Raw genomic sequence first — 25,571 nt, forward strand, 5'->3', positions numbered from 1 at the left:
GCGTTGCGCCACCCGCTTCGAGATCAGAGGACGGCGAGGGCCTTCTGCAGGCGCGCCACGGCCTCGACCAGATCGGCGGAGTTACGGGCGAAGCAGAGGCGCAGTCCGGTCTCGCCGCCGGGGCCGAAGGCGGTGCCGGGAGCGAGGCCGACATTGGCGCTGTCGACCAGATCGAGCGCGAGCTTGCGCGAATCCTCGCGGCCATCGACCGAGAAGAACTGGTAGAACGCGCCGACCGGCGCCGAGAGCGTGACGCGGTTCGTCGCCTTCAGCCCCTCGAACACGATCCGGCGGCCTTCGGCAGCGCGCGCGATCTGCTCGGCGACGAAGCCTTCGCCCTCGTCGAGAGCCGCGATGGCGCCGCGCTGGACGAAGACCGGCGAGCCGGAGGTCGAGTACTGGATGAGGTTCTCGACGATCTGCCCGAAGGCGACGGGCACCTCGATCCAGCCGATGCGCCAGCCGGTCATCGCCCAGTTCTTCGAGAAGGTCTGGACGAAGATGACGCGGTCCTCGGCCTCCATGAAGTCGTGGAAGGAGGAAGCGCGCTCCGAGCCGTCATAGACGAAGCGGCCGTAGATCTCGTCGGCGACGATCCAGATGCCATGCTTGCGCGAGAGCGCGAGCAGCGCCTCCTGCTCGGCCCTGGTCGCGGTCCAGCCGGTGGGGTTCGACGGCGAGTTCACCAGGATGCCGCGGGTACGCGGGGTGATCGCCTTCGCGAGCCGATCGAGATCGAGGGTGAAGCGGCCCTGCGCGTAATCCATCGGGACGCAGACGGTCGCCGCGCCGCTGACGCCGACGGCGGCGCCGAAATTCGGCCAGGCCGGCGTCGGGATGAGTATCTCGTCGCCGGGGCCGGCGATCATCCGCACCGCGATCTGGACGGACTGCATGCCTGAGCCGGTGACGTAGAAGCTCTCGGGCGAGAAGGCACGGCCGTAGAGGCGCTGGTGGTAGCGGGCGAGCGCCTCACGCAGTTCCGGGATGCCGCGCTGCCAGGTGTAGAAGGTCTCGCCGGCCGCGAGCGAACGCGCCGCAGCGTCCGCGATGAACGAGGGGGTCGAGAGATCGCCCTCCCCGACCCAGAGCGGGATCAGGCCCTGCTTGAGCCTGCCGTGGTTGACCACCTCGACGATGCCGCTTTCCGGCGCATTCCGGGCTTCGGGGCGAAGCTCGGCAAGCAGGGTGCTGCCCGGCAAGATGGCGGTGTTCATCGGGATCGACCTCGCGAAAATCAGTGCTCCACCTTTAGCCGATTGCGGCGCGGCGAGACATGAAATCGCGAGATCGGGTCGATCGGCGGCCGTGATGAATCACGACCGCGCGGATAGCGGGATCAGGCCTGCTTCTGCTTGAGCAGGTCGCGGATTTCGCCGAGGAGGACAACATCTTCCGCCTTGGGCGCGGGGGCTTCGTCCACCGGCGCCGGCTTCTTCTGAAGCTTGTTGATGCCCTTGACCACGAGGAAGAGAACGAAGGCGATGATCAGGAAGTTGATCGCGACCGTAACGAAGTTGCCATAGGCCAGCACGGCGCCCTGTTTCCGGGCTTCCGAGAGGATCGGCGAGGTGACGCCGCTGTTGAGGCCGAAGAAATAGTTCGAAAAATCGACGCCGCCGAGCGCGCCGATGAAAGGCATGATGATATCGGTGACGAGAGAGTCGACGATCCTGCCGAACGCCGCACCGATGATGACACCGATGGCGAGATCGACGACATTGCCCTTCAGGGCGAATTTCTTGAATTCTTCCAACATGCTGCACCCCTTGAGAATCGGCAAGGCTACCCCAACAGCCTGAGCCGGACGCTAAACCAGCCGCACAGAGCAGGGAAAGCCCGAAAGCGCGCTAAAGCCAGCCCAACGGCGCGTGAAATGCAAAGAGTTGGGGATGAATCCGCCATCAAGGCTTGCGCCAATGGCCTATGGCGAGCGGACGGGCGGTCCGATACTCTACGGAAAATCCGGAAACCGAGTTCTATGGCGCCTGCACTCCGGCCCACTTCGCACACGGCCTCCATGAGGGCGGCATGATCCCCGCCTGGTCCGTGGTGCTGGTCGCGCTCGCCTATCTGTGCGGGCTCTTCGCCGTTGCGCATGTCGCCGACACATCCGGGCGCAGGCTGATGACCGGGCGGGCGCGGACGACGATCTATGCGCTGGCGCTTGGCGTCTACTGCACCTCCTGGACCTTCTACGGCTCGGTCGGCTTCGCCAATCGCGCCGGCTTCGACTTCCTCGGCATCTATGTCGGGCCGATCCTCGTCATCGGGCTGGGCAACCGCTTCGTCGGCCGCATCGTCGGCATCGCCAAGTCGCAGAACATCACCTCGATCGCCGATTTCGTCGGCGCCCGCTATGGCAAGAGCGAGCGCGTGGCGGCGCTGGTCTGCATCGTCGCGGTAATCGGGGCTCTGCCCTATATCTCGCTGCAGCTGAAGGCGGTCGCCAATTCGCTCTCGGTCTTCCTGGCGGCGACCGGCGGCCATGCGCCGACGCCGGACGTGCCGGTGCTGAGCGACCTGCCCTTCCTGGTCGCGATCGTGCTCGCCGGCTTCGCCTGCGCCTTCGGTACCCGCCATATCGACGCGACCGAGCACCAGGACGGGCTCGTGCTGGCGATCGCGGTCGAATCCCTGATCAAGCTGGTCGCCTTCCTCGTGCTCGGCTTCTTCATCGTCTACGGGCTGTTCGGCGGCCCCGGCGACCTGCTCGCCCAGGCGGCGAAACCCGCCGACGGCGCCCTGCCGATCTGGGAGCGCACATCGAGCTGGCCGAATTTCCTCACGCTGACGTTACTGTCGAGCTGCGCGTCACTGCTGCTGGCGCGGCAGTTCCACATGACGATCGTCGAGAACCGCGATGTCCGCGACGTGCGCCGCGCGGCCTGGATGTTCCCGCTCTATCTCGTGCTGATCAACCTGTTCGTGCTGCCCCTGGCGGCGGCCGGCGAGATCCTGATCCCCGGCAGCGGCGTCGACCGCGACATGACCGTGCTGCTGCTGCCCCTGCAGCGCGAGGCCGGGGTGATCGCCCTCTTCGTCTTCGTCGGCGGACTCTCGGCCGCGACGGCGATGGTGATCGTCGCCTCGGTCGCGCTGGCGATCATGATCTCGAACCATCTCGTGATGCCGCTGCTGCTGCGTGGCCGGCGCGGCCTCAGCGACCCTGGCCGCGCGGTCAGGCTGTTCGGCGGACGCAGCGCGGGCGACAGCAATCTCGGCGGCGATCTCGGCTCCCAGGTGGTGATCATCCGGCGGCTGAGCATCTTCCTCGTGATCCTGCTCGGCTATGTCTATTATCGCGCCTCCGGCGAGGCGGCCCTGGTCTCGATCGGCCTGTTGTCCTTCGCGGCAACGGCGCAGATCGCGCCCGCCTTCTTCGGGGGCCTGTTCTGGCGGCGCGGCACGGCGCTCGGCGCCGCCGCCGGGCTGACGATAGGCACGCTGGTCTGGGCCTATACGCTGCTGATGCCGAGCCTGGCGCTGCCCGGCGGCTGGTGGAGCAGCGTCGTCGCATCAGGCCCGTTCGGAGCCGGCATCTTGAGGCCCGAAGCCCTGTTCGGAGTGGAATGGCCGTCGCTGCCGCATGGCGTGTTCTGGAGCCTCGGGCTCAACATCCTCGCCTATATCGGTTTCTCGCTGCTGCGACCGGCCAATGCGATGGAGCGCTTGCAGGCCAATGCCTTCGTCGAGTCCCAGCCGGCGACGATGGCGCAGTCCTTCTCGCTGTGGCGCACCACGATCACCGAGGGCGAGCTGCAATCGACGATCGCGCGCTATCTCGGAGCGGAGCGCACGCAGCGTGCCTTCGAGAGCTTCAACAGCGGCCGCGGCGAGGCTTCCGAAAGCGGCCGCCAGGCCGATATCCACCTGTTGCGCTTCGGCGAACACCTGCTCTCCTCGGCGATCGGCGCAGCCTCCTCGCGCCTCGTGCTGTCGCTCCTGCTGAAGCGGCGGAACCTCTCGACCGAGGCCGCCTTCAAGCTGCTCGATGACGCCTCGGCCGCGCTCCAGTACAACCGCGACATCCTCCAGCACGGGCTCGACCATGCCGGCCAGGGGATCACCGTGCTCGACCGGGATCTCCGGCTGCTCGCCTGGAACCAGGCCTTCATCCAGCTCTACGACCTGCCGGCCTCGCTGGTGCGTTTCGGCACCGGCCTCGACGAGATCGTGCGCTACAACGCGGCGCGCGGCGCCTATGGCACCGGCGCACGCGACGAGCTGATGGCGGCACGGCTGGAAAGCTTCATCAACGACCGCGAGCCGGTGCGCCTGAAGCTCTACCCGTCGAAGAAGGTCATCGAGGTCCGCACCAACGCCCTGCCGGACGGCGGTTTCGTCACGACCTATACCGACATCACCGACACGGTCGCGGGCGAGGAGGAGCTCGAACGCGCGAACGAGGGCCTCGAACGGCGCGTCGCTGAGCGCACCGAGGAATTGCTGCACGTCAATGCCGAGCTCCAGCGCGCCAAGGCCGAGGCAGAATCCGCCAACGCCTCGAAGACGCGCTTCCTCGCTGCCGCCAGCCACGACATTCTGCAGCCGCTCAATGCCGCGCGCCTCTACGCGACCTCGCTGGTCGAGCGCGACCGAGGCAGTGGCCAGCCCGAACTCGCGGAGAATATCGACGCTTCGCTCGACGCCGTCGAGGAGATCCTGACCGCGCTTCTGGAGATATCGCGGCTCGATGGCGGCGCGCTCAAGCCGGAGCTGTCCTCCTTCCGGCTCGACGAGCTGATGCGTCAGCTCCAGCGCGAATTCGAGCCGAGCGCCCAGGAAAAGGGCCTGAAGCTGGTGTTCATGCCGACCAGCCTGACGCTGCGCTCGGACCGGCGGCTGCTGCGGCGTCTGCTGCAGAACCTGATCTCCAACGCGATCAAGTACACGCCGGGCGGCAAGGTGCTGATCGGCTGCCGGCGCCGCGGCAGCCAGGTCGCGGTCGAGGTGATCGATACTGGGCTCGGCATTCCCCAGAGCAAGCAGAAGACCGTGTTCCGCGAGTTCCAGCGGCTCGACCAGGGCGCCAAGGTGGCGCGCGGCCTCGGCCTGGGCCTCTCGATCGTGCAGCGCATCGCGCGGGCGCTCGACCACGGACTGACGCTCGATTCGGCGCCGGGCCGCGGCACGCGCTTCTCGGTCTCCGTCCCGCGCGCCGCACCGCTGCCGGCGATGACGACGGCGACAGCGGCGCGCAGCGCGCCTGCCGGGCAGCTCGCCGGCATGCGACTTCTCGTCATCGACAACGAGCCCGCCATCCTCGACGGCATGAAGCGCCTGCTCGAAGGCTGGGGCTGCCGGGTCACGATCGCCGCCAGCCTCGAAGAGGCGCTGCCGCATGTCGGCAGCAAGGGCGAGGCGGATGTCCTGATCGCCGACTACCATCTCGACCATGGCAACGGCCTGACCGCGATCAGTGCGCTCCGGGCCCGCGCGCGCACGCCGATGCCAGCGATCCTGCTCACCGCCGACCGGACGCAGCATGTGCGCGAAGCCGCGAACGCGCTCGACGTGCACCTGCTCAACAAGCCGCTGAAGCCCGCTGCCCTTCGCGCGCTGCTGGCACAATGGCGGGCGACGCGGCTGGCGGCGGAGTAACTGCTTAGCCTGCGGCCGAAGCGGCGCTGCGCATGGCGTCCTCGGAGGCAAGGAAAGCCGCGACTTCCGGGCTCGGCTCCGGGCTCTCGGCAGTGACGCCGATCTCGCCGAGCAAACGCGCCACCGGGACATAGGCCCGCGCCTTCTTGTCGTAGAGCGCCGCCCGGACGAGCGCGACCGCCGCGACGATCTCGGTGCCATCGCGGCCCGCCATCAGCATGCGGTGCTGCATCACCAGCCAGGTCTCGCTCCAGCACAGGATTTTCGTCTCGACTCGGAACGGGCGGAACAGGCGCATCTCGCGGCGGAAGCGGATCGTGCCCGCATTGACCACCGGCAGCCAGCGATGCCGCAGCACCGCCCGCCACAGGCCGCTGCGCAGCATCAGGTCGAGCCGGCCGAGATCCATCAGCGACCAGTAGCGGCCATTGTTCATGTGCAGGCTGGTGTCGAGATCGTGGAACCAGACACGGAACGGCAGGACCGAGGCCTCGCCCGGCAGGTCGAGCCGCGGGCGCAAGCGCGTCGTCAGCAGGAGCCAGATCAGGCGGAACCAGAGATTCATGGGGAGCTTTTCGGCGCTGGATCGATCGGGGCTCCCGCCTCCATGTCATGGAGATGCCGACGATGTCGATCATGCTATCGTCTGCCCGTCCCAACTGTTTCGCCGCAGGCTTCGGAGCCAGCCCTTGCCCACCCTTCACGTTTCCCCGCTGTCGCGGCTCGGCGAGACCGTCGCGGCCGTCCGAGCCCAACATCTCGTGACGCTGATCAATGCCGGCACGACAGTTCCCCGCCCGGCCGGAATCGCGCCGGAGCGGCATCTCTTCCTGGGGATGTCCGATATCAACCAGGCGTTGGACGGACATGTCCTCGCCGGCCAGGAGCATATGGCGCGGCTCCTCGCGTTCTTTCGCGATTGGGACCGCGCCGCGCCGATGGTCGTCCATTGCTGGGCCGGGATCAGCCGCTCGACGGCGGCGGCCTATATCGCAGCCTGCGCGCTTGGCCCCGAGCGTGACGAAGACGAGGTAGCGGACGTGCTGCGCAGCGTCGCGCCTTCCGCCACGCCGAATCCCCGGCTCGTCGCCCTGGCCGATACGACGCTGGGGCGGCGCGGCCGGATGGTCCGCGCGATCGAACGAATCGGGCGCGGCGCCGACGCCTTCGAAGGCACGCCTTTCGCCATGCCGCTCGCCTAAGTTCCCGCCTCAGGCCGCGCAGCTTCCTGCAGGCTTTCGCCGCCTGTGCTGTGAAAACGACGACACTTGCACCGGATCGCTGCAGAAGATTGCTTGCCTCGGGCGAATTTTGCGACGATGCATCGCGCGGGAGGCCTTCACCGTGACCATGACGATCGAGCTCGATTCGCGCGACCGCTCCATCCTGCGGATTCTCCAGCAGGACGGGCGCATCACCAATTCGGACCTTGCCGAGAGGGTGCATCTGTCGCCCTCAGCCTGCCTCAGGCGCGTGCGCCAGCTTGAGGACAGCGGCCTGATCCGCGGCTATGCAATGATGCTCGACGACAAGATCGCGGGCTTCCCCGGCACGGCCTTCGTCTTCGTCACGCTCGACCAGCAGGGCCGCGCCTCGCTGGAGAGCTTCGAACAGGCCGTGCAGAGCCTGCCCGAGATCCTCGAATGTCACCTGCTCGCCGGCGCGCATGATTATCTGATGCGGGTGATCTACCGCGACAGCGCCGATTTCGAGCGCATCCACACCGATATTCTCACCCAGTTGCCAGGCGTGACCCGCGTGCAGTCGACGCTGACGCTGCGCACGATCAAGAAGACCTCCGCCCTGCCGGTCTGAGTCAGCAGCGCCGCGAAGCGGGTTGCGGCCGGGCTCGCTCCAGCCGATAAGCTCAGCGCAAAGAGGAATCAGGCCTGTGAGCGAAGAGAAGACCAACACTGATGTCGCCACCCTGCCCTTCGAGGCAGCGATGAAGGAGCTCGAAGGCATCGTTGCGCGGCTGGAGCGCGGTGACGTCCCGCTCGAGGAATCGATCGCGATCTACACACGCGGCGAGGCCTTGAAGGCGCGTTGCGATGCACTGCTGAAGCAGGCGGAAGCCCGCATCGAGCGCATCACGCTCGGCGCCGACGGCAAGCCGACGGGTGCTGCCCCGCTCGACGTCGAGAACTGAACCGATCCCGGCGGCGCCTTTAGCGCCTCGCAAGATCAATACGCAATGCCGCGGCGCCCCTAGTGTCGCGGCATTGCATTTCTGCCAGCGACCGGTTGCGAGCCGGCGCTTGCTTGCGCGCTTCCAGGGGGCCAGATTCGGCCTCAACCAAGGAGGCCATCATGTCGCAACTCCCCGCCGACGATCCAGTCCTGGGCGATGCCCGCTCCTGCGAGGCGATCGAGAAGGTGATCGTGCCCCGCTCCCACGACCTCGGCGGCTTCCAGGTCCGCCGGGCGCTGCCGGCCATCGGCCAGCGCATGGTCGGTCCCTTCATCTTCTTCGACCAGATGGGCCCGGCCGAATTCCATCTCGGCGAGGGGCTGGACGTGCGCCCGCATCCGCATATCGGGCTCTCGACCGTGACCTACCTGTTCGATGGCGAGATCATGCATCGCGACTCGCTCGGCACGGCGCTCGCGATCAAGCCGGGCGCGGTCAACCTGATGACGGCCGGCCGCGGCATCGTCCATTCCGAGCGCACCGGCATGGAAGCCCGCGCCAGCGGCCCGAAGCTCTACGGCATCCAAGCCTGGCTCGCCCTGCCGAAGACGCATGAGGAGGTCGCGCCCGAGTTCAAGCATCACGGCGCCGGCGATCTGCCGCGCATCGTCGAGGGCGGCAAGCGCATCAGCCTGATCATGGGTTCGGCCTATGGCCAGACCTCGCCGGTCAAATTCCCCTGGGACGCGCTCTATGCCGAGGCGGTGCTTTCGCCCGGCGCGATCCTGCCGCTCGACCCCGACTATGACGAGCGCGCGATCTACATCGTCTCCGGCAAGGTCGATATCGCCGGCGACGAGTTCGGCGCCGGCCAGCTCCTCGTCTTCAAGCCCGGCGACCGCATCTCGATCCTCGCCATCGACCAGGCCCGTGTGATGATCGTCGGCGGCGAGCCGATGGACGGCCCGCGCAACATCTGGTGGAACTTCGTCTCGTCCTCGAAGGAGCGGATCGAGCAGGCCAAGCAGGAGTGGAAGACCGGCCGCTTCGACACCGTGCCCGGCGACGAGAGCGAGTTCATCCCCCTGCCCGAGGGCTGAGGCCGCCTCAGACGGCCTCGGAGATGTCCCGCAGTTTCGGGACCCGCGAGAAGCCGATCACCAGCAACTGGATCAGGAAGCCTGTGGCCGCGAGGCCCAGGCAGGCCGCGATGCCGAGTTGCGCGGCCACGGAAGCGCCGATGGCGGCGCCGATCGGCCTGGCGCCGAAGGTCGCAGTCATGATCAAGGCAGAGACGCGACCGAGCATGGCGTTCGGCGTCACCGCCTGACGCAATGTCATCGTCGAGATCGTCCAGATGATCGGCCCGACGCCGAACAGGAAGAAGCTCGCCGCGACCAGATAGACAGAGGGCATCCAGAGCGTCGCGAACATCACGCCGGCTGCGCACAGCCCCGCGAAGGGGCCTAGCAGGATCAGCGTCCCGAAGGTGACCTGCTTCGCGATGGCCGGCGCGAGGACAGCGCCGACGATCATGCCCGCGCCGTAGATTCCGAGCGTGACGCCGACCTGCGTGGCGCTCAAGCCCAGATTCTGGACGGCATAGGCGACGTAGACTGCCTGGAAGATGAACCAGGAGACATTGAAGAACACGGCCGTCATCAGGATCGGCCGGAGCAGATCATGGCCGGCGACGAAGCGGGCGCCCTCCTTCAGGTCATGCAGCAGGTCGCGGCGCGGACCGGACGGCGCCTCGTCCTTCGGCAGGCCGGAAAGCATGAGCACGGCTAGGATCGAGAGCCCGGCCGCCAGTCCATAGGCGGTGGAGACGCCGATCCAGCCGACGAGCGCTCCACCCAGCGCGGGCCCGCCGGCATAGGCGGCGCTACGCGCCAGTTCCAGCCAGCGATTGGCGTCGGCAAGCCGCTCGCGCGGCACCACGGAGGGAACGAAAGCCGGCGCCGCGACGCTGTAGCAGACCGTGCCGATGGCGCCGAGCGCGCCGAGCAGGGCGAGCCAGGTCAGGTTGAGGCCACCGGCGGCGAGCAGCAGCGGGATCGCCAGCAGGGAGACCGCGCGTAGCGCCTCCGTGCCGACCATGAGGCGGCGGCGCGAGGCGCGGTCGACCATCAGGCCGGCGGGAATCGACAGCAGGAGGAACGGCAAGGTCTGCGCTGTCTGCAGCCAGCCTGTCTCTGCCGGCCCGGCCGCGAGCAGGAGAACCGCGGCCAGAGGCGCTGCGGCGAGCGCGATCTGCTCCGAGAACTGGGCAAAGAGATTGGACCAGCCGATGCGGCGAAATGCCGTCGGCAGGGGCGTCATATCGGTCGATTGCATGACCTGGCGTCCTCGGAAACAGTCGTCAGCGTACTGAAACGCCTTGCGGGCACGGGAACCACCCGTTTCGTGGCAAGGCGGGGCGACCGCCGTCGGTCGACGCGGAAACGCAAGCACGGTTTGCCAGCACGCCACGCAGGCTCTATTTCGAAGCACCCCAGTGAAGGATCAGACAGCCTCGTGCCCCGTCCCGCCACGCCGCTCCTCGACACGATCCACGAGCCCGCCGATCTGCGCGCCCTCGACGACGCGAAGCTGCACGCGCTCGCCGACGAGCTCAGGCTCGAGACGATCGATGCCGTCTCGGTCACCGGCGGCCATCTCGGCGCCGGGCTCGGCGTGGTCGAGCTGACCGTCGCGCTGCATCATGTCTTCGATACGCCGCGCGACCGGCTGATCTGGGATGTCGGCCATCAGGCCTATCCGCACAAGATCCTGACCGGACGGCGCGAGCGCATCCGCACGCTGCGCCAGCCGGGCGGGCTCTCCGGCTTCACCAAGCGCACGGAGAGTGCCTACGACCCGTTTGGCGCGGCGCATTCCTCGACCTCGATCTCGGCCGGACTCGGCATGGCCGTCGGGCGCGATCTTGCGGGTGGCAAGAACAATGTCATCGCCGTGATTGGCGACGGCGCGATGTCGGCCGGCATGGCCTATGAGGCCATGAACAATGCCGGTGCGCTCGGCTCGCGGCTGATCGTCATCCTCAACGACAACGACATGTCGATCGCCCCGCCGGTCGGCGCGATGTCGGCCTATCTGGCGCGGCTCGTCTCGGGGCGGACCTATCGCTCGATCCGCGAGGTCGCCAAGCAGCTCGCCGAGAAGCTGCCGCGCTTCTTCCACGACAAGGCGAAGCGCACCGAGGAATATGCCCGCGGCTTCTGGACCGGCGGGACGATGTTCGAGGAGCTCGGCTTCTACTATGTCGGGCCGATCGACGGGCATAATCTCGACCATCTGCTGCCCGTGCTGCGCAATGTCCGAGACGCCGAGAGCGGACCGATCCTCGTCCATGTCGTGACGCAGAAGGGCAAGGGCTATGCTCCGGCCGAAGCCAGCGCCGACAAGTACCATGGCGTGGTCAAGTTCGATCCGGTCACCGGGCAGCAGGCGAAGGCGCCAGCGAATGCGCCGAGCTACACCAATGTCTTCGCCAGCGCGCTGATCAAGCAGGCGCGGGAAGACGACAAGGTCGTCGCCGTCACGGCCGCGATGCCGTCCGGCACCGGGCTCGACGCCTTCGGCAAGGAATTCCCGGGCCGCACCTTCGATGTCGGCATCGCCGAGCAGCACGCCGTGACCTTCGCGGCCGGCCTCGCCACGGAAGGCTACAAGCCGTTTGTGGCGATCTACTCGACCTTCATGCAGCGGGCCTACGACCAGATCGTCCATGACGTGGCGATCCAGAAGCTGCCGGTGCGCTTCGCGCTGGACCGGGCCGGGCTCGTCGGCGCGGATGGCGCGACCCATGCCGGCTCCTTCGATATCGCCTATCTCGCCTGCCTGCCGGACATGGTGGTGATGGCGGCAGCGGACGAGGCCGAGCTGACCCATATGGTCGCGACCGCGACCGCTTATGACGATGGCCCGATCGCGCTGCGCTACCCGCGCGGCGAAGGCGTCGGCGTCGAGATCCCGGATGTCGGCGTGCCCCTCCCGATCGGCAAGGGCCGCATCGTCCGCGAGGGCACCCGGATCGCGCTGCTTTCGCTCGGGACGCGCCTTGCCGAATGCCTCAAGGCCGCCGATCTGCTGGCGCAGCGCGGCCTGTCGACGACGGTCGCCGATGCCCGCTTCGCCAAGCCGCTCGACGAGGCGCTGATCCTCAAGCTCGCCCGCGAGCACGAGGTTCTGGTCACGGTAGAGGAAGGCTCGGTCGGCGGCTTCGGCAGCCATGTCCTGCATCTGCTGGCGCAAAATGGCGTGCTCGACGCCGGCTTGAAGATCAGGAGCCTGACGCTGCCGGACGTGTTCCAGGACCATGACAAACCAGACGCGATGTATGCCGCTGCCGGGCTCGATGCCGCCGGCATCGTCAAGGCCGTCGAGACCGCGCTGGGCCGACCCAGCGCCGTGAAGCTGGCCTGACGACTGGGGCATGAAGAGCCGAGCCGACCAATTGCTCGTCGAGCGCGGCTTCTTCGAGAGCCGTGCGCGGGCGCAGGCCGCGATCGCGGCAGGATTGGTCACCGTCAATGGCGCAGCCGTACGCAAAGCCTCGGAGATGGTGGCCGATGATGCGGAGCTGACCGCGCAGGCGCCGCATCCTTACGTCTCGCGTGGCGGGCTGAAGCTGGCCGGCGCGCTCGATGCCTTCGGCTTCGATCCTCGGGGGCTGACCTGCCTCGATGTCGGCTCCTCGACCGGCGGCTTCACCGACCTTCTCCTGAAGCGCGGCGCGCGCCATGTCGTGGCCGTCGATGTCGGGCGCGACCAGCTCCATGCCTCGCTGCGAGGCGACCCACGTGTGACGAGCTTCGAGGGACAGGATATCCGCACGCTCGACGTTGAGGCCCTGCCGGAGCGGCCGAGCCTCGCTGCGATCGATGTCAGCTTCATCTCGCTCAAGCTCGTGCTGCCGGCGGTCGCTGCCCTGCTCTCCCCTGAGGCTGGCATCGCTGCGCTGATCAAGCCGCAATTCGAAGCCGGCCGTGCCGCGCTCAAGAAGGGCATCGTGCGCGACGAGGCGATCCAGCTTCAGGTCTGCGAGGAGATCGTCGCGGTGCTGAAGACACTTGGCTTTGCAGTGGATGGGCCGATCCCCTCACCGATCGAGGGCGGCGACGGCAATCGCGAGTTTTTGGTCGGGGCGCGTCGGCCAGCCTGATCAGCGCGCCAACAGCGCGTCGATCTCGGCTTGCAGGGCCGTATCCTCGAACAGCCCGATATCGATCGCGCCATTCGCGTTGATGAATTGGGTCGCGCGGGCGATCTGTCGGCGCAGCGCTTCACCAGCGACCTCGATGATCGCCGGCAATTCCGGCGGAGGCGGCGTTTCCGTGAGCAGCGCGGTGACCGTACGAATCAGGCGCGTCATCGCACGGCAAGCTTCGTCGAAGGCACGGGCCCTGTTCGGATTCAGCTCGTCATAGGCGGCGAGCGCAGAAGCAGCACAGCGCAGGGCGGATGTCGCGAAATGCTCGCGATAACCGACAGCCTGCCAGGCCTGGAGATCGGCGAGGATGCTCTCATCCATCGCGACCATCTCGATCAGCATCAGCGCTTCGCTGTAACGGTTGAGAAAGTCGGTCGACAGACGCGGATGGACACCGGCGTCGAGCCGATCGGCCGCCGTTCCAGCCAGCATCTCCGTCGCGATGACGCTCATCCGCTACCCCAAACCGGGGCGACTATGTTGGCCCAACCGCAAATAAAGTGTTGATTCCGAACGCTCGTCTCGACGTAAACAGCGGGCATGTGCGGACGCTATGCGATCACCCTGCCCCCCGAGGCGATGCGCGAGACCTTCGGCTATCGCGAGCAGCCGAACTTCCCGCCGCGCTACAACATCGCGCCGACGCAGCCCGTGCCGATCGTCCGGCTGCATGACGGAGCACGGCAATTCCTGCTGATGCGCTGGGGCTTCATTCCCGGCTGGGTCAAGGACCCCAAGGATTTCCCGCTCGTCATCAATATCCGGGTGGAGAGCGCCGCCGAGAAGCCCTCCTTCCGCAACGCCCTGACGCGGCGGCGCTGCCTGCTGCCGGCCGATGCCTTCTACGAATGGCGGCGCAGCGGCACCGGCAAGCAGACCCGCAGCGAAGCCTTCCTGTTCCGCAAGCCGGATCGCGGCCCCTTCGCCTTCGCCGGGCTGTGGGAGACCTGGCATTCACCGGACGGGTCCGAGATAGACACGGTCGCGATGATGACGGGACCTGCCAACGGCACGATGGCTCCAATCCATCATCGCAGCCCGATCATCCTCGATCCCCGCGATCACGACGCCTGGCTCGATCCGCAGGCGACACAGGAGCAGACCGGGCGCCTGCTGAAGCCGCCGCCCGACGATCTGCTCGAGGCCGTCGCCATCGGCAATGCCGTCAACAAGGTCGCCAACGACGCAGCCGAGATCCAGTTGCCCTTGGCCGAGCTTCCGCAAGAGGAGGTTCCCGACGAACCGAAGCGCCATGCGCGCAAAGCGACCCGGCCTCCCGCAGATGACGGGCAAGGCAGCCTGTTCTAGCGCCGGATTCGTGCTCTGATCGTCGCCAGAAGACGACGAGGAGGAGATTGAAGATGCACGGCCGCCGCCCCACGATGACCTCTCGCCACGGCATGGTTGCCGCGGCCCATCCCTTGGCGGCACAGGCCGGCGCAAAATTGCTGGCGCAGGGCGGCAACGCTTTCGACGCCGCCGCTGCCACGGCCGCCGCGCTGAACGTGGTCGAGCCTTTCATGTCCGGGCTCGCCGGCATGGGCCTCTCGACGATGTGGGTCGCGGCCGAGAAGCGGGTGCGCGTGCTCGATTTCGTGCCGCCGATTCCGGCGAGCTTCCCCGCCGACCGCTTCAGCAAGCGCACCGATCTGGAGCGCGGCGCGCTCGCCATCGCCTCGCCGGGCAATCTCGCCGGCTGGTGCGAGCTGGTGAAGACCTATGGCCGCAAATCGCTGGCCGAGGTCTTCGCGCCCGCGATCGCGCTGGCGCGGGACGGCTTCGCGCTGGCCGAGTTCGGCGCGGCGGAGTTCGAGGAGAATGACCCGCTGCTGGAAAAGATTCCCGCGCTCTATCCGGCTTGGTCGAAGAACTACCAGCCCAACGGCGCGATGCATCTCGGCTCCGTGCTCGTGCAATCCGATCTCGCGAAGACATTGAGCGAGATCGCCGAAAAGGGGCCGGACCATTTCTATCGCGGCGCGCTCGGCGAGAAGGTCATCGCCCATCTCCAGGCGCTCGGCGGCTCGCTGACCATGGCCGATCTCGCCGCGGTGAAGATGGTCTGGCGCGAGCCGATGGCCGTGAGCTTCAAGGGGCTGTCGGTGCATGTGCCGCCGCCGCCCTGCGAAGGCTTCCAATTCCTGCTGACGCTCAAGCTGCTCGACGGGGTCGATCTCGCGTCCAAGCCGAGGGACGGGGCGGATCATCTCGACCTCGTCTATCGCGCGATCCGCCTCGCAGCCGGCGAGCGCATCGCGCATAACAATCCCTCGCCGGAGAAGCTCGCCGAGATCATGTCGGAGGCTTCGGTCGCACGGCTGAGGCTGCGCCTGACCGACGGCAAGCCGGTGACCGGGCCGACCGAGCAATGGGTGGCGCAGGACAAGGAAGACCCGGCGCACACGACCTCGCTCTCGGTCGCCGACAGCGAGGGCAATCTGATCTGCATCACGCAGAGCCTCGGCAGCCCCTTCGGCAGCGGCGTCGTCGTGCCCGGCACGGGGCTCTGCTTCAACAACTTCCTGTACTGGGCCGATGTCCAGCCCGGCAGCCCGAACCGCTCGAAGCCCGGCGACGAACTGCCGATGTGCATGTCGCCCTCGCTCTCGACCCGTGACGGCAAGCCGGTGCTCGCGCTCGGCACGCCCGGCAGCTACGGCATCATGCAGACGCAGGCGCAGGCCATGGTCCAGCATCTCGTCTACGGCCTGCCGCTGCAGGAGGCGATCGAGGCGCCGCGCGCCCGGCTCTGGGATGGGCGTCTCGTCGAGATCGAGAACCGGATCGGGCCGGAGACGATCGCCGAGCTGGTGAAGCGCGGGCACGAGGCACGCGGCTTCGATGTCGGCTGGACGATGCGCTGCGGCGGCATGCAGGCGGTGGCGGTCGATCCGGTGACCGGCGTGTTCACCGGCGCCGCCGATCCGCGCCGCGATGGGTATGTCGCGACGCCGTAGTCGAGAGCCGTCATGCTCGGGCTTGACCCGAGCATCTCGGAAACGAGTGCCTTCTCGTCATGAGATTCTCGGGTCGAAGCTCCGCTTCGCCCGAGAATGACGGTGCCCTACGCCTGAAGCACGGCTCCGGGATTCAGAATCCCCTTCGGATCGAGCGTCTTCTTCAGCGTCCGCATCAGATCGAGCTCGACCGGGTCCTTCACGCCCGGCAGCAGGTCGCGCTTGAGCCGGCCGATGCCGTGCTCGGCCGAGATCGAGCCGTGCAATTCGGCGACGATGGCGTGGACCGCCTCGTTCATCTCGCTCCAGCGCGCGAGGAAGCCCGCCTTGTCGGCCCCGACCGGCTGGCTGACGTTGAAATGGATGTTGCCGTCGCCGAGATGGCCGAAGGGCACGGGGCGGCAGCCCGGCACCATCGCCTCCACCGCCGCGATGGCGCGTGCCAGAAACTCGGGCGTCGCGTGGATCGGCACGGAGACGTCGTGCTTGATCGAGCCGCCCTCATAGGTCTGCACCTCCGAGAGCATCTCGCGCAGCTTCCAGAAATCGGCGCGCTGGGTCAGCGAACCCGCCAAAGCCGCATCGGTGACGATGCCCTTCTCCAGCGCTTCGCCAAGGAAGGTCTCGACATGCTCGTCGAGCCCCGTGGCCTGCTGGGCAGAGACCTCCATCAGCACATACCAGGGCGACGGCTCGGAGAGCGGATCGCGCGTGCCGGACGCATGGCGCAGAACGAAGTCCATGCCGATGCGCGGCATCAGTTCGAAGGTGGTGAGCGTGCCACCGGCGCCAGCCTTGGCGGCGTTCAGCAGTTCCAGCGCCGCCGCCGGATCGGGCACGGCGAGGAAGGCAGTGGCGCGGGCCGCCGGCGCGGGGAAGAGCTTCAGCACCGCGGCGGTGATGATGCCGAGCGTGCCCTCGGCGCCGATGAAGAGGTTCTTCAGGTCGTAGCCGGTGTTGTCCTTGCGGAGCTGGCGCAGGCCGTTCCAGATGCGCCCGTCCGGCAGCACGACCTCCAGCCCCATGCAGAGTTCGCGGGCATTGCCATAGGCCAGCACGGCAGTGCCGCCGGCATTGGTCGAGAGATTGCCGCCGATGGTGCAGGAGCCTTCCGAAGCCAGCGAGAGCGGGAAGAGCCGGCCGGCAGCTTCCGCCGCATCCTGCGCACGCTTCAGCGTGACCCCAGCCTCGACGATCATCGTGTCGCCATCGGTATCGACGGCGCGGATCTTGTCGAGGCGCTGCAGCGAGAGGATGATCTCACGGCCCTCGGAGATCGGAATCTGGCCGCCGACGAGCCCGGTATTGCCGCCCTGCGGCACCAGCACCGTGCCGGTCTCGGCCGCGAGCTTCACCAGCTCCGCGACCTCGGCGGTCGAGCCGGGGCGGACGATGCCTTGCGCCTTGCCGCGGAAGAGATCGCGCCATTCCTTGAGATAGGGCACCATCGCGTCGGCATCGGTGATGACGTTCTTCGCGCCGACAATGCCGGCCATGCGATCGAGAATTGCGCTCATCCTGAAGCCCTAGCCCTTCCTGCCCCGCCGGAACACGCCGACGAGCTCGACATGAGCGGAATAGCGGAACTGGTCGACCGGCGTCACGGCCTCCAGCGCATAGCCGCCCGCGATGAGGGTCGCGGCGTCGCGCGCGAAGCTCGCCGCATCGCAGGAGACGTAGATCACGTCCTTGACCTTGGACGCCGCCAAGCGCTTGACCTGCGCCTCCGCACCGGCGCGTGGCGGATCGAGCACGACGGCGTCGAAGCCGTTGAGCTCATGCTCCAGCAGCGGGCGGCGGAACAGGTCGCGCGTCTCGGTCGCGATCGGCTTCAAGCCTTGCGTCGCGCCGGCCCCCTTGGCCAGCGCCAGCATCGCCGCCTTGTCGCTTTCGATGGCGAGCACCTGCATCTTCTCCGCGATGCGGAAGCTGAACGGGCCACAGCCGGCGAAGAGATCGGCCGCGCGCTTGCCCTTGGGCAGAGCCGCCATGACGAGCCCGGCGAGCGTCTCCTCGCCTGCCGCCGTCGCTTGCAGGAAGCCGCCCGGTGCGGGGGCCACAACTGCCTTGCCCATGCGCTGCAAGGGCGGGCGACGCTCGACGACGATCTCGCCATGGTTGGAGAGCCGGGCAAGGTCGAGCCGTTCGGCGAGCTGCGTCAGGGCGAGCCTGAGCTTGTCACCGAGCGGGCCGTGGCCACGGATATCGACATCGAGCCCGGCTTCCGAGGCGGTGACCTGGATATCGAGCGGCTTGTTGGCACCGCCCATGCGGTTCGCCAGCATCAGCGCGACGGCAGGCGCGCGATCGAGCCCCGAGGCCAGCACCGGGCAGGCTTCGACCGAAATCAGGTCATGGCTGCGCGCCGCCATGAAGCCGACGACCATGGTCTCGCCCTGCCGGCGGGCATGGAAGGTGACGCGGCGACGGCCGGCGCCATGGGCATTGACGAGGTCGCCGACCGGCGCCTCGATGCCGGCGCGGCTCAAGGCGGTGACGACCTGCTGGCGCTTCCATTCACGATAGAGGCCGGGTGCCATGTGCTGGGCAGCGCAGCCGCCGCAGCGGGTGAAGAGCGGGCAGATCGCAGCGATGCGGGATTCGGACGGCGCGATGATCTCGACGAGCTGGCCGCGCTCGCCATCGACCACGGCGCGCACGGTCTCGCCCGGCAATGCATAGGGAATGAAGATGCTGCCGGAGGCGGCCTGCACGATGCCATCGCCGCGCTGGCCAAGGCGATCGACGGTCAGGATTTCATTCATGGCGAGCTTCGGAGAAGAATTTTCTCCGGCTTGCGGCTTGGCGACTGGCATTGTTCCGAACTCGGGGCGCAGAGCCCGCTCACTGATGACCTAAGCAAGGCTTTCGCCTATCAGGTCAGGGACAAATTGGGAAATCCGGCCATGACCATCCGCGCAAGCAGCGCCATCAAAGACGGCGTCATCGAAGCCATCGGCAACACTCCCCTCATCAAGCTCGAACGCGCCTCGGCGGAAACCGGCTGCACTATCCTCGGCAAGGCCGAATTCATGAATCCCGGCCAGTCGGTGAAGGACCGCGCCGCACTCGCGATCATCCGCGACGCCGAGGCGAAGGGACAATTGAAGCCCGGCGGCGTCATCGTCGAGGGCACGGCCGGCAATACCGGCATCGGCATCGCGCTCGTCGGCAACGCGCTGGGCTATCGCTCGGTCATCGTCATCCCGGAGACGCAGTCGCAGGAAAAGAAGGACATGCTGCGGCTGGCCGGCGCGACGCTGGTCGAGGTGCCGGCGGCGCCTTACGCCAATCCGAACAACTACGTGAAGGTCTCCGGCCGCCTCGCCGAGGAACTGGCGAAGACCGAGCCGAACGGCGCGGTCTGGGCCAACCAGTTCGACAATGTCGCGAACCGGCAGGGCCATGTCGACACGACCGGCCCGGAAATCTGGGAGCAGACAGCGGGCAAGGTCGACGGTTTCATCTGCGCGGTCGGTTCGGGCGGAACGCTCGCCGGCGTCGGCATCGCGCTGAAGGCGCGCAATCCCAAGGTGACGATCGGGCTCGCCGATCCGATGGGCGCGGCGCTCTATTCCTTCTACACGGCGGGCGTGCTCAAGGCCGAAGGCTCCTCGATCACCGAGGGCATCGGCCAGGGCCGGATCACCGCCAATCTTGTGGACGCGCCGGTCGATATCGCCTTTCAGGTCCCGGATGCGGAAGCCGTGCAGATCGTCTTCGACCTGCTGGAGCATGAGGGGCTCTGCCTCGGCGGCTCGTCCGGCATCAATGTCGCCGGGGCGATCCGGCTCGCGAAGCAGATGGGACCGGGCCATACCATCGTGACGGTGCTCTGCGACTACGGCACGCGCTACCAGTCGAAGCTGTTCAATCCGGAATTCCTGCGTTCGAAGAACCTGCCGGTTCCCGGCTGGCTGGAACGGGACAGCTCGGCACTGAAGCAGGTCGTCAGCAAGGTAATGGCCTGAGGCCGCAGCCGCCCCAGGCCATTCGAGATCACGCCGCCCGCGGCGTCGCGTCGATCGCCTCGATATCGCCGGCTCGGTCGTACTGCGCCTGATCGAGCAGGCCCTGACGCTTGGCGACGAGGGTCGGCACCAGCGCCTGGCCGGCGACGTTCACCGCCGTACGGCCCATGTCGAGGATCGGGTCGATGGCGAGCAGCAGGCCGACGCCGGCGAGCGGCAGGCCGAGCGTCGAGAGCGTCAGCGTCAGCATCACCGTCGCGCCGGTGAGGCCGGCGGTCGCGGCCGAGCCGATGACCGAGACGAAGGCGATCAGGACGTATTCCTGGATGCCGAGCGGCACGCCGTAGAACTGCGCGACGAAGATCGCGGAGATCGCCGGGTAGATCGCGGCGCAGCCGTCCATCTTGGTTGTCGCACCGAGCGGCACGGCGAAGGCGGCGTATTCGCGGGGCACGCCGAGGCTCTTCTCGGTCACAGCCTCGGTCACCGGCAAGGTGCCGATCGAGGAGCGCGAGACGAAGGCGAGCTGGATCGCCGGCCAGGCGCCCGCGAAGAAGCGCGCCGGCGACAGGCCGTGAAGCACCAGCAGCGCGGGATAGACGAGGAGCAGCACGATCGCGAGGCCGAGATAGATCGCGAAGGCGTACCAGGAGAGCTGCTCCAGCGTCTGCCAGCCATATTGCGCGACGGCATTGCCGAGCAGGCCGATGGTGCCGATCGGCGTCAAACGGATCACCCACCACAGGACCTTGCGGACGATCGCCAGAAAGGACTCGTTCAGCGCGAGGAAGCTGTTGGCGCGCTCGCCGACCTTCAGCGCGGCGACGCCGACGACGATCGAGATCACCAGCAATTGCAGTACGTTGAAGCCGAGACGGGTGGTCGCGCCGCTACCCTCGACGCGCGTCGTCGCCTGCAGGCCGAACATGTTGGCCGGCACGAGGCCTTTGAGGAAATCGAGCCAGGAGCCGACATTGCTCGGCGCCTTGGCGCTGGCGGCTGCGACGCCGGCATTGATGCCGGGCTGGATCAGGAGGCCGAGCGCGATGCCGATCAGCACGGCGATGAAGGCCGTGATCGCAAACCAGAGCAGCGTCTGCCAGACCAAAGCGGCCGCGTTCGAGAGCTGGCGGAGGTTGCTGATCGAGGCGACGATGGCGGTGAAGATCAGGGGCGGCACCAGCGCCTGCAGGAGCTGCACGAAGATCGAGCCGGTCGTCGCGAGCGTGACGGTGAGCCAGTTCGGCTGGCCCGGCGCGACCGGGCCCATGTTGCGGGCGACCCAGCCGAGGACGAGGCCGATCACCATGGCCGCCAGGACCTGGGAGCCGAAGCTGGAGTAGAACGGTTTTGAACCGGCTCCGGCTGTGCCGGTCCGGGGAATTGCGGTGGTCATGACAGGATCTCTTCTGGCTCGGCCCATGGCCGTAGACGAATATTTCTATACACCTCCGGAACCAGCCTCCGCAAAAGCGGATATTTTCGTTTTTTGACCACCGCGCGATAAAAATATTCTTTTTCGTACCCCTCCCAAGCAGAAGGCCGGCCGCCGGGCGAATGATGTTCTCGGCAGGACCAAAACTGCCGCGCAGCAGCGCTCTCGCTTGTCGGAAAAGTGATTTCCACGGAGATCGAACAGTTCTAGCCTGCACTTCGATGATCCAGCGATCGGCGAGGTGGTCGCATGTCAGTCTCGGAAGTCCGGTTTACCTCCTCCGCCACGCTGGAAACGGCGCCTGCGGCTGTTCCGCTCGAGCAGGACCACCAGCCGCAGGACGGCGTCATCGCATCGGGCGTCTATGTCCATGGCGTGCGCGTCGCCGACATCCCCGTCACCGAAGCCGGCGAATGGGCGCGCAAGGATGACCATGTCGTCTGGATCGGCTTGCTCGAACCGGAACCTGCGCTGCTGCGCTGCGTGCAGCAGCAGTTCAACCTGCACCCGCTCGCGGTCGAGGACGCCACCAACGCGCATCAGCGGCCCAAGCTGGAGCAATATGGCGACGCGCTCTTCGTGGTCGCCCGCACGGCACAGTTGACCGACGGGCGCATCGCCTTCGGCGAGACGCATATCTTCGTCGGCCGCGGTTATATCGTCAGCGTCCGGCACGGCGCCTCGACCTCGTACAAGTCGGTCAGGCAGCATTGGGAGACCTGCCCGACCTCGCTGGCGAAGGGCGAGGATTTCATCCTCTATGCGATCCTCGATTTCATCGTCGACAACTACATGCCGGTGCTGGAAGCGATCCATGACGAGGTCGAGGAGATCGAGGACAAGGTCCTGGCCAAGCCGATGGCGCGCTCCGATATCGAGCGGCTCTACATGCTCAGGCGCGACCTGCTGCGCCTGCGCAATGCGGTGGCGCCGCTGGTCGACGTCTGCCAGCGCCTGATGAACGGCACCGTCCCGCAGGTCCGGCCGACGCTCGCGCCGATGTTCCGCGACGTGACCGACCATGTCCGCACCGTGCAGGAGAAGATCGACAGCCTGCGCGAAGTGCTGGCCTTCGCCTTCGAGGCGAGCCTGCTGGTCGGGCAAAGCCAGGAAAGCCTGATCACCAAGCGCCTGGCCTCCTGGGCCGCGATCCTGGCGGTGCCGACCGCGCTGGCCGGCATCTACGGCATGAACTTCAAGAACATGCCGGAACTGGAGATGCAGTACGGCTATTTCGCGGTCATCGGCGTGATCGTGTGCACCTGCTCGATCCTGTACTGGCGCTTCAAGCAGAATGGCTGGCTGTAGCTATCTCAGCGGCCAGACCAGCAGGATCATCGGCACGGCGAGCAGGATGACCAGCAGCGAGAGCGGTGCGCCCAGCCTGGCATAGTCGCTGAAACGATAGCCGCCCGGCCCCATTACCAGCGTGTTGCACTGGTGCCCGATGGGCGTGAGAAAGTCGCAGGCCGCGCCGATTGCGACGGCCATCAGGAAGGCATCGGGATTGTAGCCGAGGTTTTTCGCGAAACCGGCACCGATCGGCGCCATGACCAGCACCGTCGCGGCATTGTTGAGGAACGGCGTCACCGCCATCGCTGCCACCAGGATCAGCGCGACGGATGCCCAGCCGGGCAATCCGCCGCCGATCATCGCCAGCCACGAGGCGAAGAGATCGGTGGCCCCGGTCGTCCGCAGAGAGTCGGAGACCGGGATCAGCGCGGCCAGCATCAGCAGGATCGGCGCATCGATGCTGTGATAGGCCTCGCGCAGGGGCACGCAACGGCAGGCGATCAGGAGCACGGCGGCTGCGAAGAAGACGAGCGGCACCGGAGCCAGCCCCGCGGCCAGCGCGATGATGGCCGCCAGCACGATCGTCACGGTCAGGACCACGCGACGCGTCGAACCCAGCGGTACCAGCCGGTCGGCGAGCGGCAGCAGGCTGAGTTCGGACAGCTTCTCCGGCAGCAGCTTTTCGTCGCCCTGGATCACGACGATGTCGCCGGCCCGCAGGCGGATATCGCGCAGCCGCTGGCTGAAGCGCTCGCCCGAGCGGCTGATCGCGATCATGTTGACGCCGAAGCGGCTGTGCAATGCGATATCGCCGGCCGACTGGCCGATCAGCGTCGAATCCGGGCCGATGATCGCCTCGGCGATGCGGTCGGGGTCGAGCGCATCCTCCTTCTGCGTCGGCCGGTCCTTGCCGGTGAGATCGAGCCCGCCTTCGGCGACGACCCGCTCCAGTACGGCGGCGTCGCCGCGCAGCAGCAGGATGTCGCCGGCCTTCAGCGAGGCATCCGGAAGGGGCGCCTGGACGCGGCGCTCGTTGCGCAGGATCGAGACGATCTCGATGGCCTCGCCGCCGATCGCCTTGAGATCGGCAACCGTCTTGCCGGCGAGCGGAGATTTCTCGCGGAGCTTGGCCTCGGTCAGATAGTCCTTGATGTCGATCGCCTGGTCGAGCGAGACGGCGCCGCGACGGTCGCGCGGCAGCAGGCGGTAGCCGACGCCGAGGAAGAGGCAGCCCGCCAGCGCCACCACGATGCCTACGGGTGCGAAATCGAACATGCGGAACGGCTCGCCGCCGAGTTCCTGCCGGACGCGCGCGACGATGACGTTGGGCGAGGTGCCGACCAGCGTGACGATGCCGCCGAGCAGCGAGGCGAAGGCCATCGGCATCAGGAAGACCGAGGGCGATTTCCCGCTCTTGCGCGCGAGCTGATAGGCGATCGGCAGCATCATCGCGAGCGCGCCGATATTCTTGATGATCGCCGACATCACCGCGACGACGAAAACGAGCAGAGGCACCTGCAGCTGCGTCGAGGTCAGGCCCGTGCCCAGCTTCGAGAACAGCCGCTCGATGATGCGTGAGCGCGCGACCGCAGCGCTGAGGACCAGAGCACTGCCGACGATGATGACGATGTCGTCGGAAAAGCCCTTGAAGGCATCGGCCGCAGGCACCAGCCCGACCGCGACGGCGACGAGCAGCGCCAGCATCGCGACGATGTCGTAACGCAGCCGCCCCCATAGAAACGCCGCCATCATGCCGGCGACGACAAGAACGGAGAGAATCTGCGGCTGGGTCATCCGGTCTTCGACGTGTCGCGCACGCTTCTCATCTCACAGCCACTTCTTCCAGCGGAAGAACAGATAGGGCAGCACCGCGAACAGGATCATCAGTCCGATCGCCAGCGGATAACCCCACTGCCATTCCAACTCCGGCATCGTCTTGAAGTTCATGCCGTAGATCGAGGCGATCAGCGTCGGCGGCATCAGCGCGACAGAGACGACGGAGAAGAGCTTGATGATCTTGTTCTGCTCGATCGAGACGAGGCCGAGCGTGGCGTCCATCATGAATTGCAGCTTGTTCGACAGGAAGGCGGCGTGCTCCTCGATCGCCTGCACGTCGCGGACCGCCGAACGCCATTCGGCCGAGAAACCGGTCTGCGCCTTTTTCGGGCGCGTGTAGTTGGCCGAGAGGAAGAGCAGCACGCGCTCGACCGAGACCATGCTCTCGCGGACGTTGGAGATGATGTGCTCGTACTGGCCGATCTTCTGGATGACAAGCTGATAGACGCCGCCGCGCTCGACATCCTGGCCGCGCCCGGCGAAGACGCGGCGCGAGGCGATGTCGATCTTGTCGCCGACGCCGCGCAGCACCTCGGCGGCGCGGTCGACGATGGCCTCGATCAGCCCGTCCAGCACCGCTTCCGGCTGCTGGCCGCAGCCGCCGGGCTTGGTCGCGCGGTTGAGGAAGATGGTGAAGGCGCCCGGCTCGTCATAGCGCACCGTCACCAGCGCCTTGTCGGTCAGGATGAAGGTGACGTCCGCCAGCACCGGCACGATGGTGTCTGACTGGCAGATCACCCGCGCCGTCATGTAGCGCGCGCCGTTCTCGGTATAGATGATCTCGGACGGCTCGAGGTCGTGCATTTCCTCGCGTGTCGGGATCGAGATGCCGAGATGCCGCTCGACCCGCTTGTCTTCCTCGGGCGTCGGATTGAGCAGGTCGATCCAGACGATATCGTCGGGAAACGCGCCCTCCGTACCGAGCGTGCCGGGGCGGAGCTTGTCGCGCGAATCGGGGCATGTGCCGTGGATCGTCAGCATGGGCGCGAATCTCGCTGCACGGTCGGGATGGAAACCGGCAGGAACTCCGATATGGGGCGCGTGTCAAACCGATGACGACGTGGTCCTCTTTGGAAACCTCAGCCCTCATCCTGAGGAGCGCCGCAGGCGCGTCTCGAAGGATGGTCCA

The 25,571-nt window shown here is 67.1% G+C and carries 21 protein-coding genes; 11 read left to right on the plus strand and 10 right to left on the minus strand.

The features are described from left to right. Positions 1-23: 23 nt before the first annotated feature. Both AC1RLU_RS10315 and mscL read right to left on the minus strand, forming a co-directional pair. Complete coding sequence (locus AC1RLU_RS10315) at positions 24-1,217, minus strand: pyridoxal phosphate-dependent aminotransferase (protein WP_492795418.1); 1,194 nt, start codon at positions 1,215-1,217, stop codon at positions 24-26. Positions 1,218-1,339: 122 nt separating this feature from the next. Then, complete coding sequence (mscL, locus tag AC1RLU_RS10320) at positions 1,340-1,759, minus strand: large conductance mechanosensitive channel protein MscL (protein WP_061964634.1); 420 nt, start codon at positions 1,757-1,759, stop codon at positions 1,340-1,342. Positions 1,760-2,031: 272 nt separating this feature from the next. Here mscL and AC1RLU_RS10325 point away from each other — a divergent pair, with 272 nt between their 5' ends. Continuing rightward, positions 2,032-5,604, plus strand: coding sequence for a PAS domain-containing hybrid sensor histidine kinase/response regulator (locus tag AC1RLU_RS10325; RefSeq protein ID WP_492795420.1), 3,573 nt, complete (start codon positions 2,032-2,034; stop codon positions 5,602-5,604). Positions 5,605-5,608: 4 nt separating this feature from the next. Here the strand turns inward: AC1RLU_RS10325 and AC1RLU_RS10330 are convergent, their stop codons facing one another. Next, positions 5,609-6,169 carry a thioesterase family protein gene (locus AC1RLU_RS10330; RefSeq protein ID WP_492795421.1) on the minus strand — a complete coding sequence of 187 codons (561 nt, stop codon included), beginning with the start codon at positions 6,167-6,169 and terminating at the stop codon, positions 5,609-5,611. A 124-nt stretch (positions 6,170-6,293) separates the two neighbouring features. Here AC1RLU_RS10330 and AC1RLU_RS10335 point away from each other — a divergent pair, with 124 nt between their 5' ends. From AC1RLU_RS10335 to AC1RLU_RS10350, 4 genes are all read left to right on the plus strand, one after another. Continuing rightward, a complete protein-coding gene (locus tag AC1RLU_RS10335; protein ID WP_492795423.1) occupies positions 6,294-6,806 on the plus strand; it encodes a tyrosine phosphatase family protein in 513 nt (170 codons plus the stop codon). Positions 6,807-6,954: 148 nt separating this feature from the next. Next, positions 6,955-7,419, plus strand: a complete 465-nt coding sequence (locus tag AC1RLU_RS10340; RefSeq protein ID WP_185745280.1) for an Lrp/AsnC family transcriptional regulator — start codon at positions 6,955-6,957, stop codon at positions 7,417-7,419. A 76-nt stretch (positions 7,420-7,495) separates the two neighbouring features. Continuing rightward, positions 7,496-7,753 (plus strand): exodeoxyribonuclease VII small subunit, encoded by a 258-nt coding sequence (locus AC1RLU_RS10345; protein ID WP_082617056.1) that lies wholly within the window; start codon positions 7,496-7,498, stop codon positions 7,751-7,753. A 161-nt stretch (positions 7,754-7,914) separates the two neighbouring features. After that, positions 7,915-8,835: a pirin family protein gene (locus AC1RLU_RS10350; protein ID WP_492795425.1), complete on the plus strand. Its 921-nt coding sequence runs from the start codon at positions 7,915-7,917 to the stop codon at positions 8,833-8,835. A 7-nt stretch (positions 8,836-8,842) separates the two neighbouring features. Here the strand turns inward: AC1RLU_RS10350 and AC1RLU_RS10355 are convergent, their stop codons facing one another. Further along, entirely contained in the window at positions 8,843-10,072 is a 1,230-nt protein-coding gene (locus tag AC1RLU_RS10355; protein WP_492795427.1) for an MFS transporter, read from the minus strand. A gap of 180 nt (positions 10,073-10,252) precedes the next feature. Here AC1RLU_RS10355 and dxs point away from each other — a divergent pair, with 180 nt between their 5' ends. Together dxs and AC1RLU_RS10365 are read left to right on the plus strand one after the other, a co-directional pair. Beyond that, a complete protein-coding gene (gene dxs, locus AC1RLU_RS10360; protein WP_492795429.1) occupies positions 10,253-12,163 on the plus strand; it encodes a 1-deoxy-D-xylulose-5-phosphate synthase in 1,911 nt (636 codons plus the stop codon). A 10-nt stretch (positions 12,164-12,173) separates the two neighbouring features. Further along, positions 12,174-12,902 (plus strand): TlyA family RNA methyltransferase, encoded by a 729-nt coding sequence (locus tag AC1RLU_RS10365; protein ID WP_492795431.1) that lies wholly within the window; start codon positions 12,174-12,176, stop codon positions 12,900-12,902. Here the strand turns inward: AC1RLU_RS10365 and AC1RLU_RS10370 are convergent, their stop codons facing one another. Further along, positions 12,903-13,403, minus strand: coding sequence for a hypothetical protein (locus AC1RLU_RS10370; protein WP_091855812.1), 501 nt, complete (start codon positions 13,401-13,403; stop codon positions 12,903-12,905). Between the two features lie 87 nt (positions 13,404-13,490). Here AC1RLU_RS10370 and AC1RLU_RS10375 point away from each other — a divergent pair, with 87 nt between their 5' ends. Both AC1RLU_RS10375 and AC1RLU_RS10380 read left to right on the plus strand, forming a co-directional pair. Then, positions 13,491-14,258 (plus strand): SOS response-associated peptidase, encoded by a 768-nt coding sequence (locus AC1RLU_RS10375; RefSeq protein ID WP_492795432.1) that lies wholly within the window; start codon positions 13,491-13,493, stop codon positions 14,256-14,258. A gap of 53 nt (positions 14,259-14,311) precedes the next feature. Beyond that, positions 14,312-15,907, plus strand: a complete 1,596-nt coding sequence (locus tag AC1RLU_RS10380; protein WP_492795433.1) for a gamma-glutamyltransferase family protein — start codon at positions 14,312-14,314, stop codon at positions 15,905-15,907. Positions 15,908-16,014: 107 nt separating this feature from the next. Here AC1RLU_RS10380 and AC1RLU_RS10385 read toward each other — a convergent pair whose 3' ends face one another. Together AC1RLU_RS10385 and AC1RLU_RS10390 are read right to left on the minus strand one after the other, a co-directional pair. Then, the gene (locus AC1RLU_RS10385; RefSeq protein WP_492795435.1) at positions 16,015-17,424 is read right to left on the minus strand and encodes an FAD-binding oxidoreductase; all 1,410 of its coding nucleotides are present in this window, start codon (positions 17,422-17,424) and stop codon (positions 16,015-16,017) included. Positions 17,425-17,433: 9 nt separating this feature from the next. Next, on the minus strand, positions 17,434-18,672 hold the full coding sequence (locus tag AC1RLU_RS10390; RefSeq protein ID WP_492795436.1) for a class I SAM-dependent RNA methyltransferase: 1,239 nt from the start codon (positions 18,670-18,672) through the stop codon (positions 17,434-17,436). A 141-nt stretch (positions 18,673-18,813) separates the two neighbouring features. Here AC1RLU_RS10390 and AC1RLU_RS10395 point away from each other — a divergent pair, with 141 nt between their 5' ends. Beyond that, the gene (locus tag AC1RLU_RS10395; protein WP_492795438.1) at positions 18,814-19,878 is read left to right on the plus strand and encodes a cysteine synthase A; all 1,065 of its coding nucleotides are present in this window, start codon (positions 18,814-18,816) and stop codon (positions 19,876-19,878) included. 28 nt (positions 19,879-19,906) lie between these two features. Here the strand turns inward: AC1RLU_RS10395 and AC1RLU_RS10400 are convergent, their stop codons facing one another. After that, positions 19,907-21,274 (minus strand): dicarboxylate/amino acid:cation symporter, encoded by a 1,368-nt coding sequence (locus tag AC1RLU_RS10400; RefSeq protein ID WP_492795439.1) that lies wholly within the window; start codon positions 21,272-21,274, stop codon positions 19,907-19,909. A 288-nt stretch (positions 21,275-21,562) separates the two neighbouring features. On the opposite strand from AC1RLU_RS10400, the gene AC1RLU_RS10405 reads away from it, so the two are divergent. Next, complete coding sequence (locus AC1RLU_RS10405) at positions 21,563-22,621, plus strand: magnesium and cobalt transport protein CorA (protein WP_091855818.1); 1,059 nt, start codon at positions 21,563-21,565, stop codon at positions 22,619-22,621. On the opposite strand, the gene AC1RLU_RS10410 is transcribed toward AC1RLU_RS10405, so the two are convergent. Together AC1RLU_RS10410 and AC1RLU_RS10415 are read right to left on the minus strand one after the other, a co-directional pair. Beyond that, a complete protein-coding gene (locus tag AC1RLU_RS10410) occupies positions 22,622-24,400 on the minus strand; it encodes an SLC13 family permease (protein ID WP_492795440.1) in 1,779 nt (592 codons plus the stop codon). Between the two features lie 33 nt (positions 24,401-24,433). Continuing rightward, entirely contained in the window at positions 24,434-25,423 is a 990-nt protein-coding gene (locus AC1RLU_RS10415; RefSeq protein ID WP_061964667.1) for a magnesium transporter CorA family protein, read from the minus strand. Positions 25,424-25,571: the final 148 nt, after the last annotated feature.

This window comes from Allobosea sp. GW822-FHT05A11, from assembly GCF_058800455.1.

Bases quoted from the DNA above. Each gene is read 5' to 3' on its own strand.
- AC1RLU_RS10315 (WP_492795418.1), bottom strand. From the start codon at position 1,217: ATGAACACCGCCATCTTGCCGGGCAGCACCCTGCTTGCCGAGCTTCGC.
- mscL (WP_061964634.1), bottom strand. From the start codon at position 1,759: ATGTTGGAAGAATTCAAGAAATTCGCCCTGAAGGGCAATGTCGTCGAT.
- AC1RLU_RS10325 (WP_492795420.1), top strand. From the start codon at position 2,032: ATGATCCCCGCCTGGTCCGTGGTGCTGGTCGCGCTCGCCTATCTGTGC.
- AC1RLU_RS10330 (WP_492795421.1), bottom strand. From the start codon at position 6,169: ATGAATCTCTGGTTCCGCCTGATCTGGCTCCTGCTGACGACGCGCTTG.
- AC1RLU_RS10340 (WP_185745280.1), top strand. From the start codon at position 6,955: ATGACGATCGAGCTCGATTCGCGCGACCGCTCCATCCTGCGGATTCTC.
- AC1RLU_RS10350 (WP_492795425.1), top strand. From the start codon at position 7,915: ATGTCGCAACTCCCCGCCGACGATCCAGTCCTGGGCGATGCCCGCTCC.
- AC1RLU_RS10355 (WP_492795427.1), bottom strand. From the start codon at position 10,072: ATGCAATCGACCGATATGACGCCCCTGCCGACGGCATTTCGCCGCATC.
- AC1RLU_RS10365 (WP_492795431.1), top strand. From the start codon at position 12,174: ATGAAGAGCCGAGCCGACCAATTGCTCGTCGAGCGCGGCTTCTTCGAG.
- AC1RLU_RS10370 (WP_091855812.1), bottom strand. From the start codon at position 13,403: ATGAGCGTCATCGCGACGGAGATGCTGGCTGGAACGGCGGCCGATCGG.
- AC1RLU_RS10375 (WP_492795432.1), top strand. From the start codon at position 13,491: ATGTGCGGACGCTATGCGATCACCCTGCCCCCCGAGGCGATGCGCGAG.
- AC1RLU_RS10380 (WP_492795433.1), top strand. From the start codon at position 14,312: ATGCACGGCCGCCGCCCCACGATGACCTCTCGCCACGGCATGGTTGCC.
- AC1RLU_RS10385 (WP_492795435.1), bottom strand. From the start codon at position 17,424: ATGAGCGCAATTCTCGATCGCATGGCCGGCATTGTCGGCGCGAAGAAC.
- AC1RLU_RS10390 (WP_492795436.1), bottom strand. From the start codon at position 18,672: ATGAATGAAATCCTGACCGTCGATCGCCTTGGCCAGCGCGGCGATGGC.
- AC1RLU_RS10395 (WP_492795438.1), top strand. From the start codon at position 18,814: ATGACCATCCGCGCAAGCAGCGCCATCAAAGACGGCGTCATCGAAGCC.
- AC1RLU_RS10400 (WP_492795439.1), bottom strand. From the start codon at position 21,274: ATGACCACCGCAATTCCCCGGACCGGCACAGCCGGAGCCGGTTCAAAA.
- AC1RLU_RS10405 (WP_091855818.1), top strand. From the start codon at position 21,563: ATGTCAGTCTCGGAAGTCCGGTTTACCTCCTCCGCCACGCTGGAAACG.
- AC1RLU_RS10410 (WP_492795440.1), bottom strand. From the start codon at position 24,400: ATGACCCAGCCGCAGATTCTCTCCGTTCTTGTCGTCGCCGGCATGATG.
- AC1RLU_RS10415 (WP_061964667.1), bottom strand. From the start codon at position 25,423: ATGCTGACGATCCACGGCACATGCCCCGATTCGCGCGACAAGCTCCGC.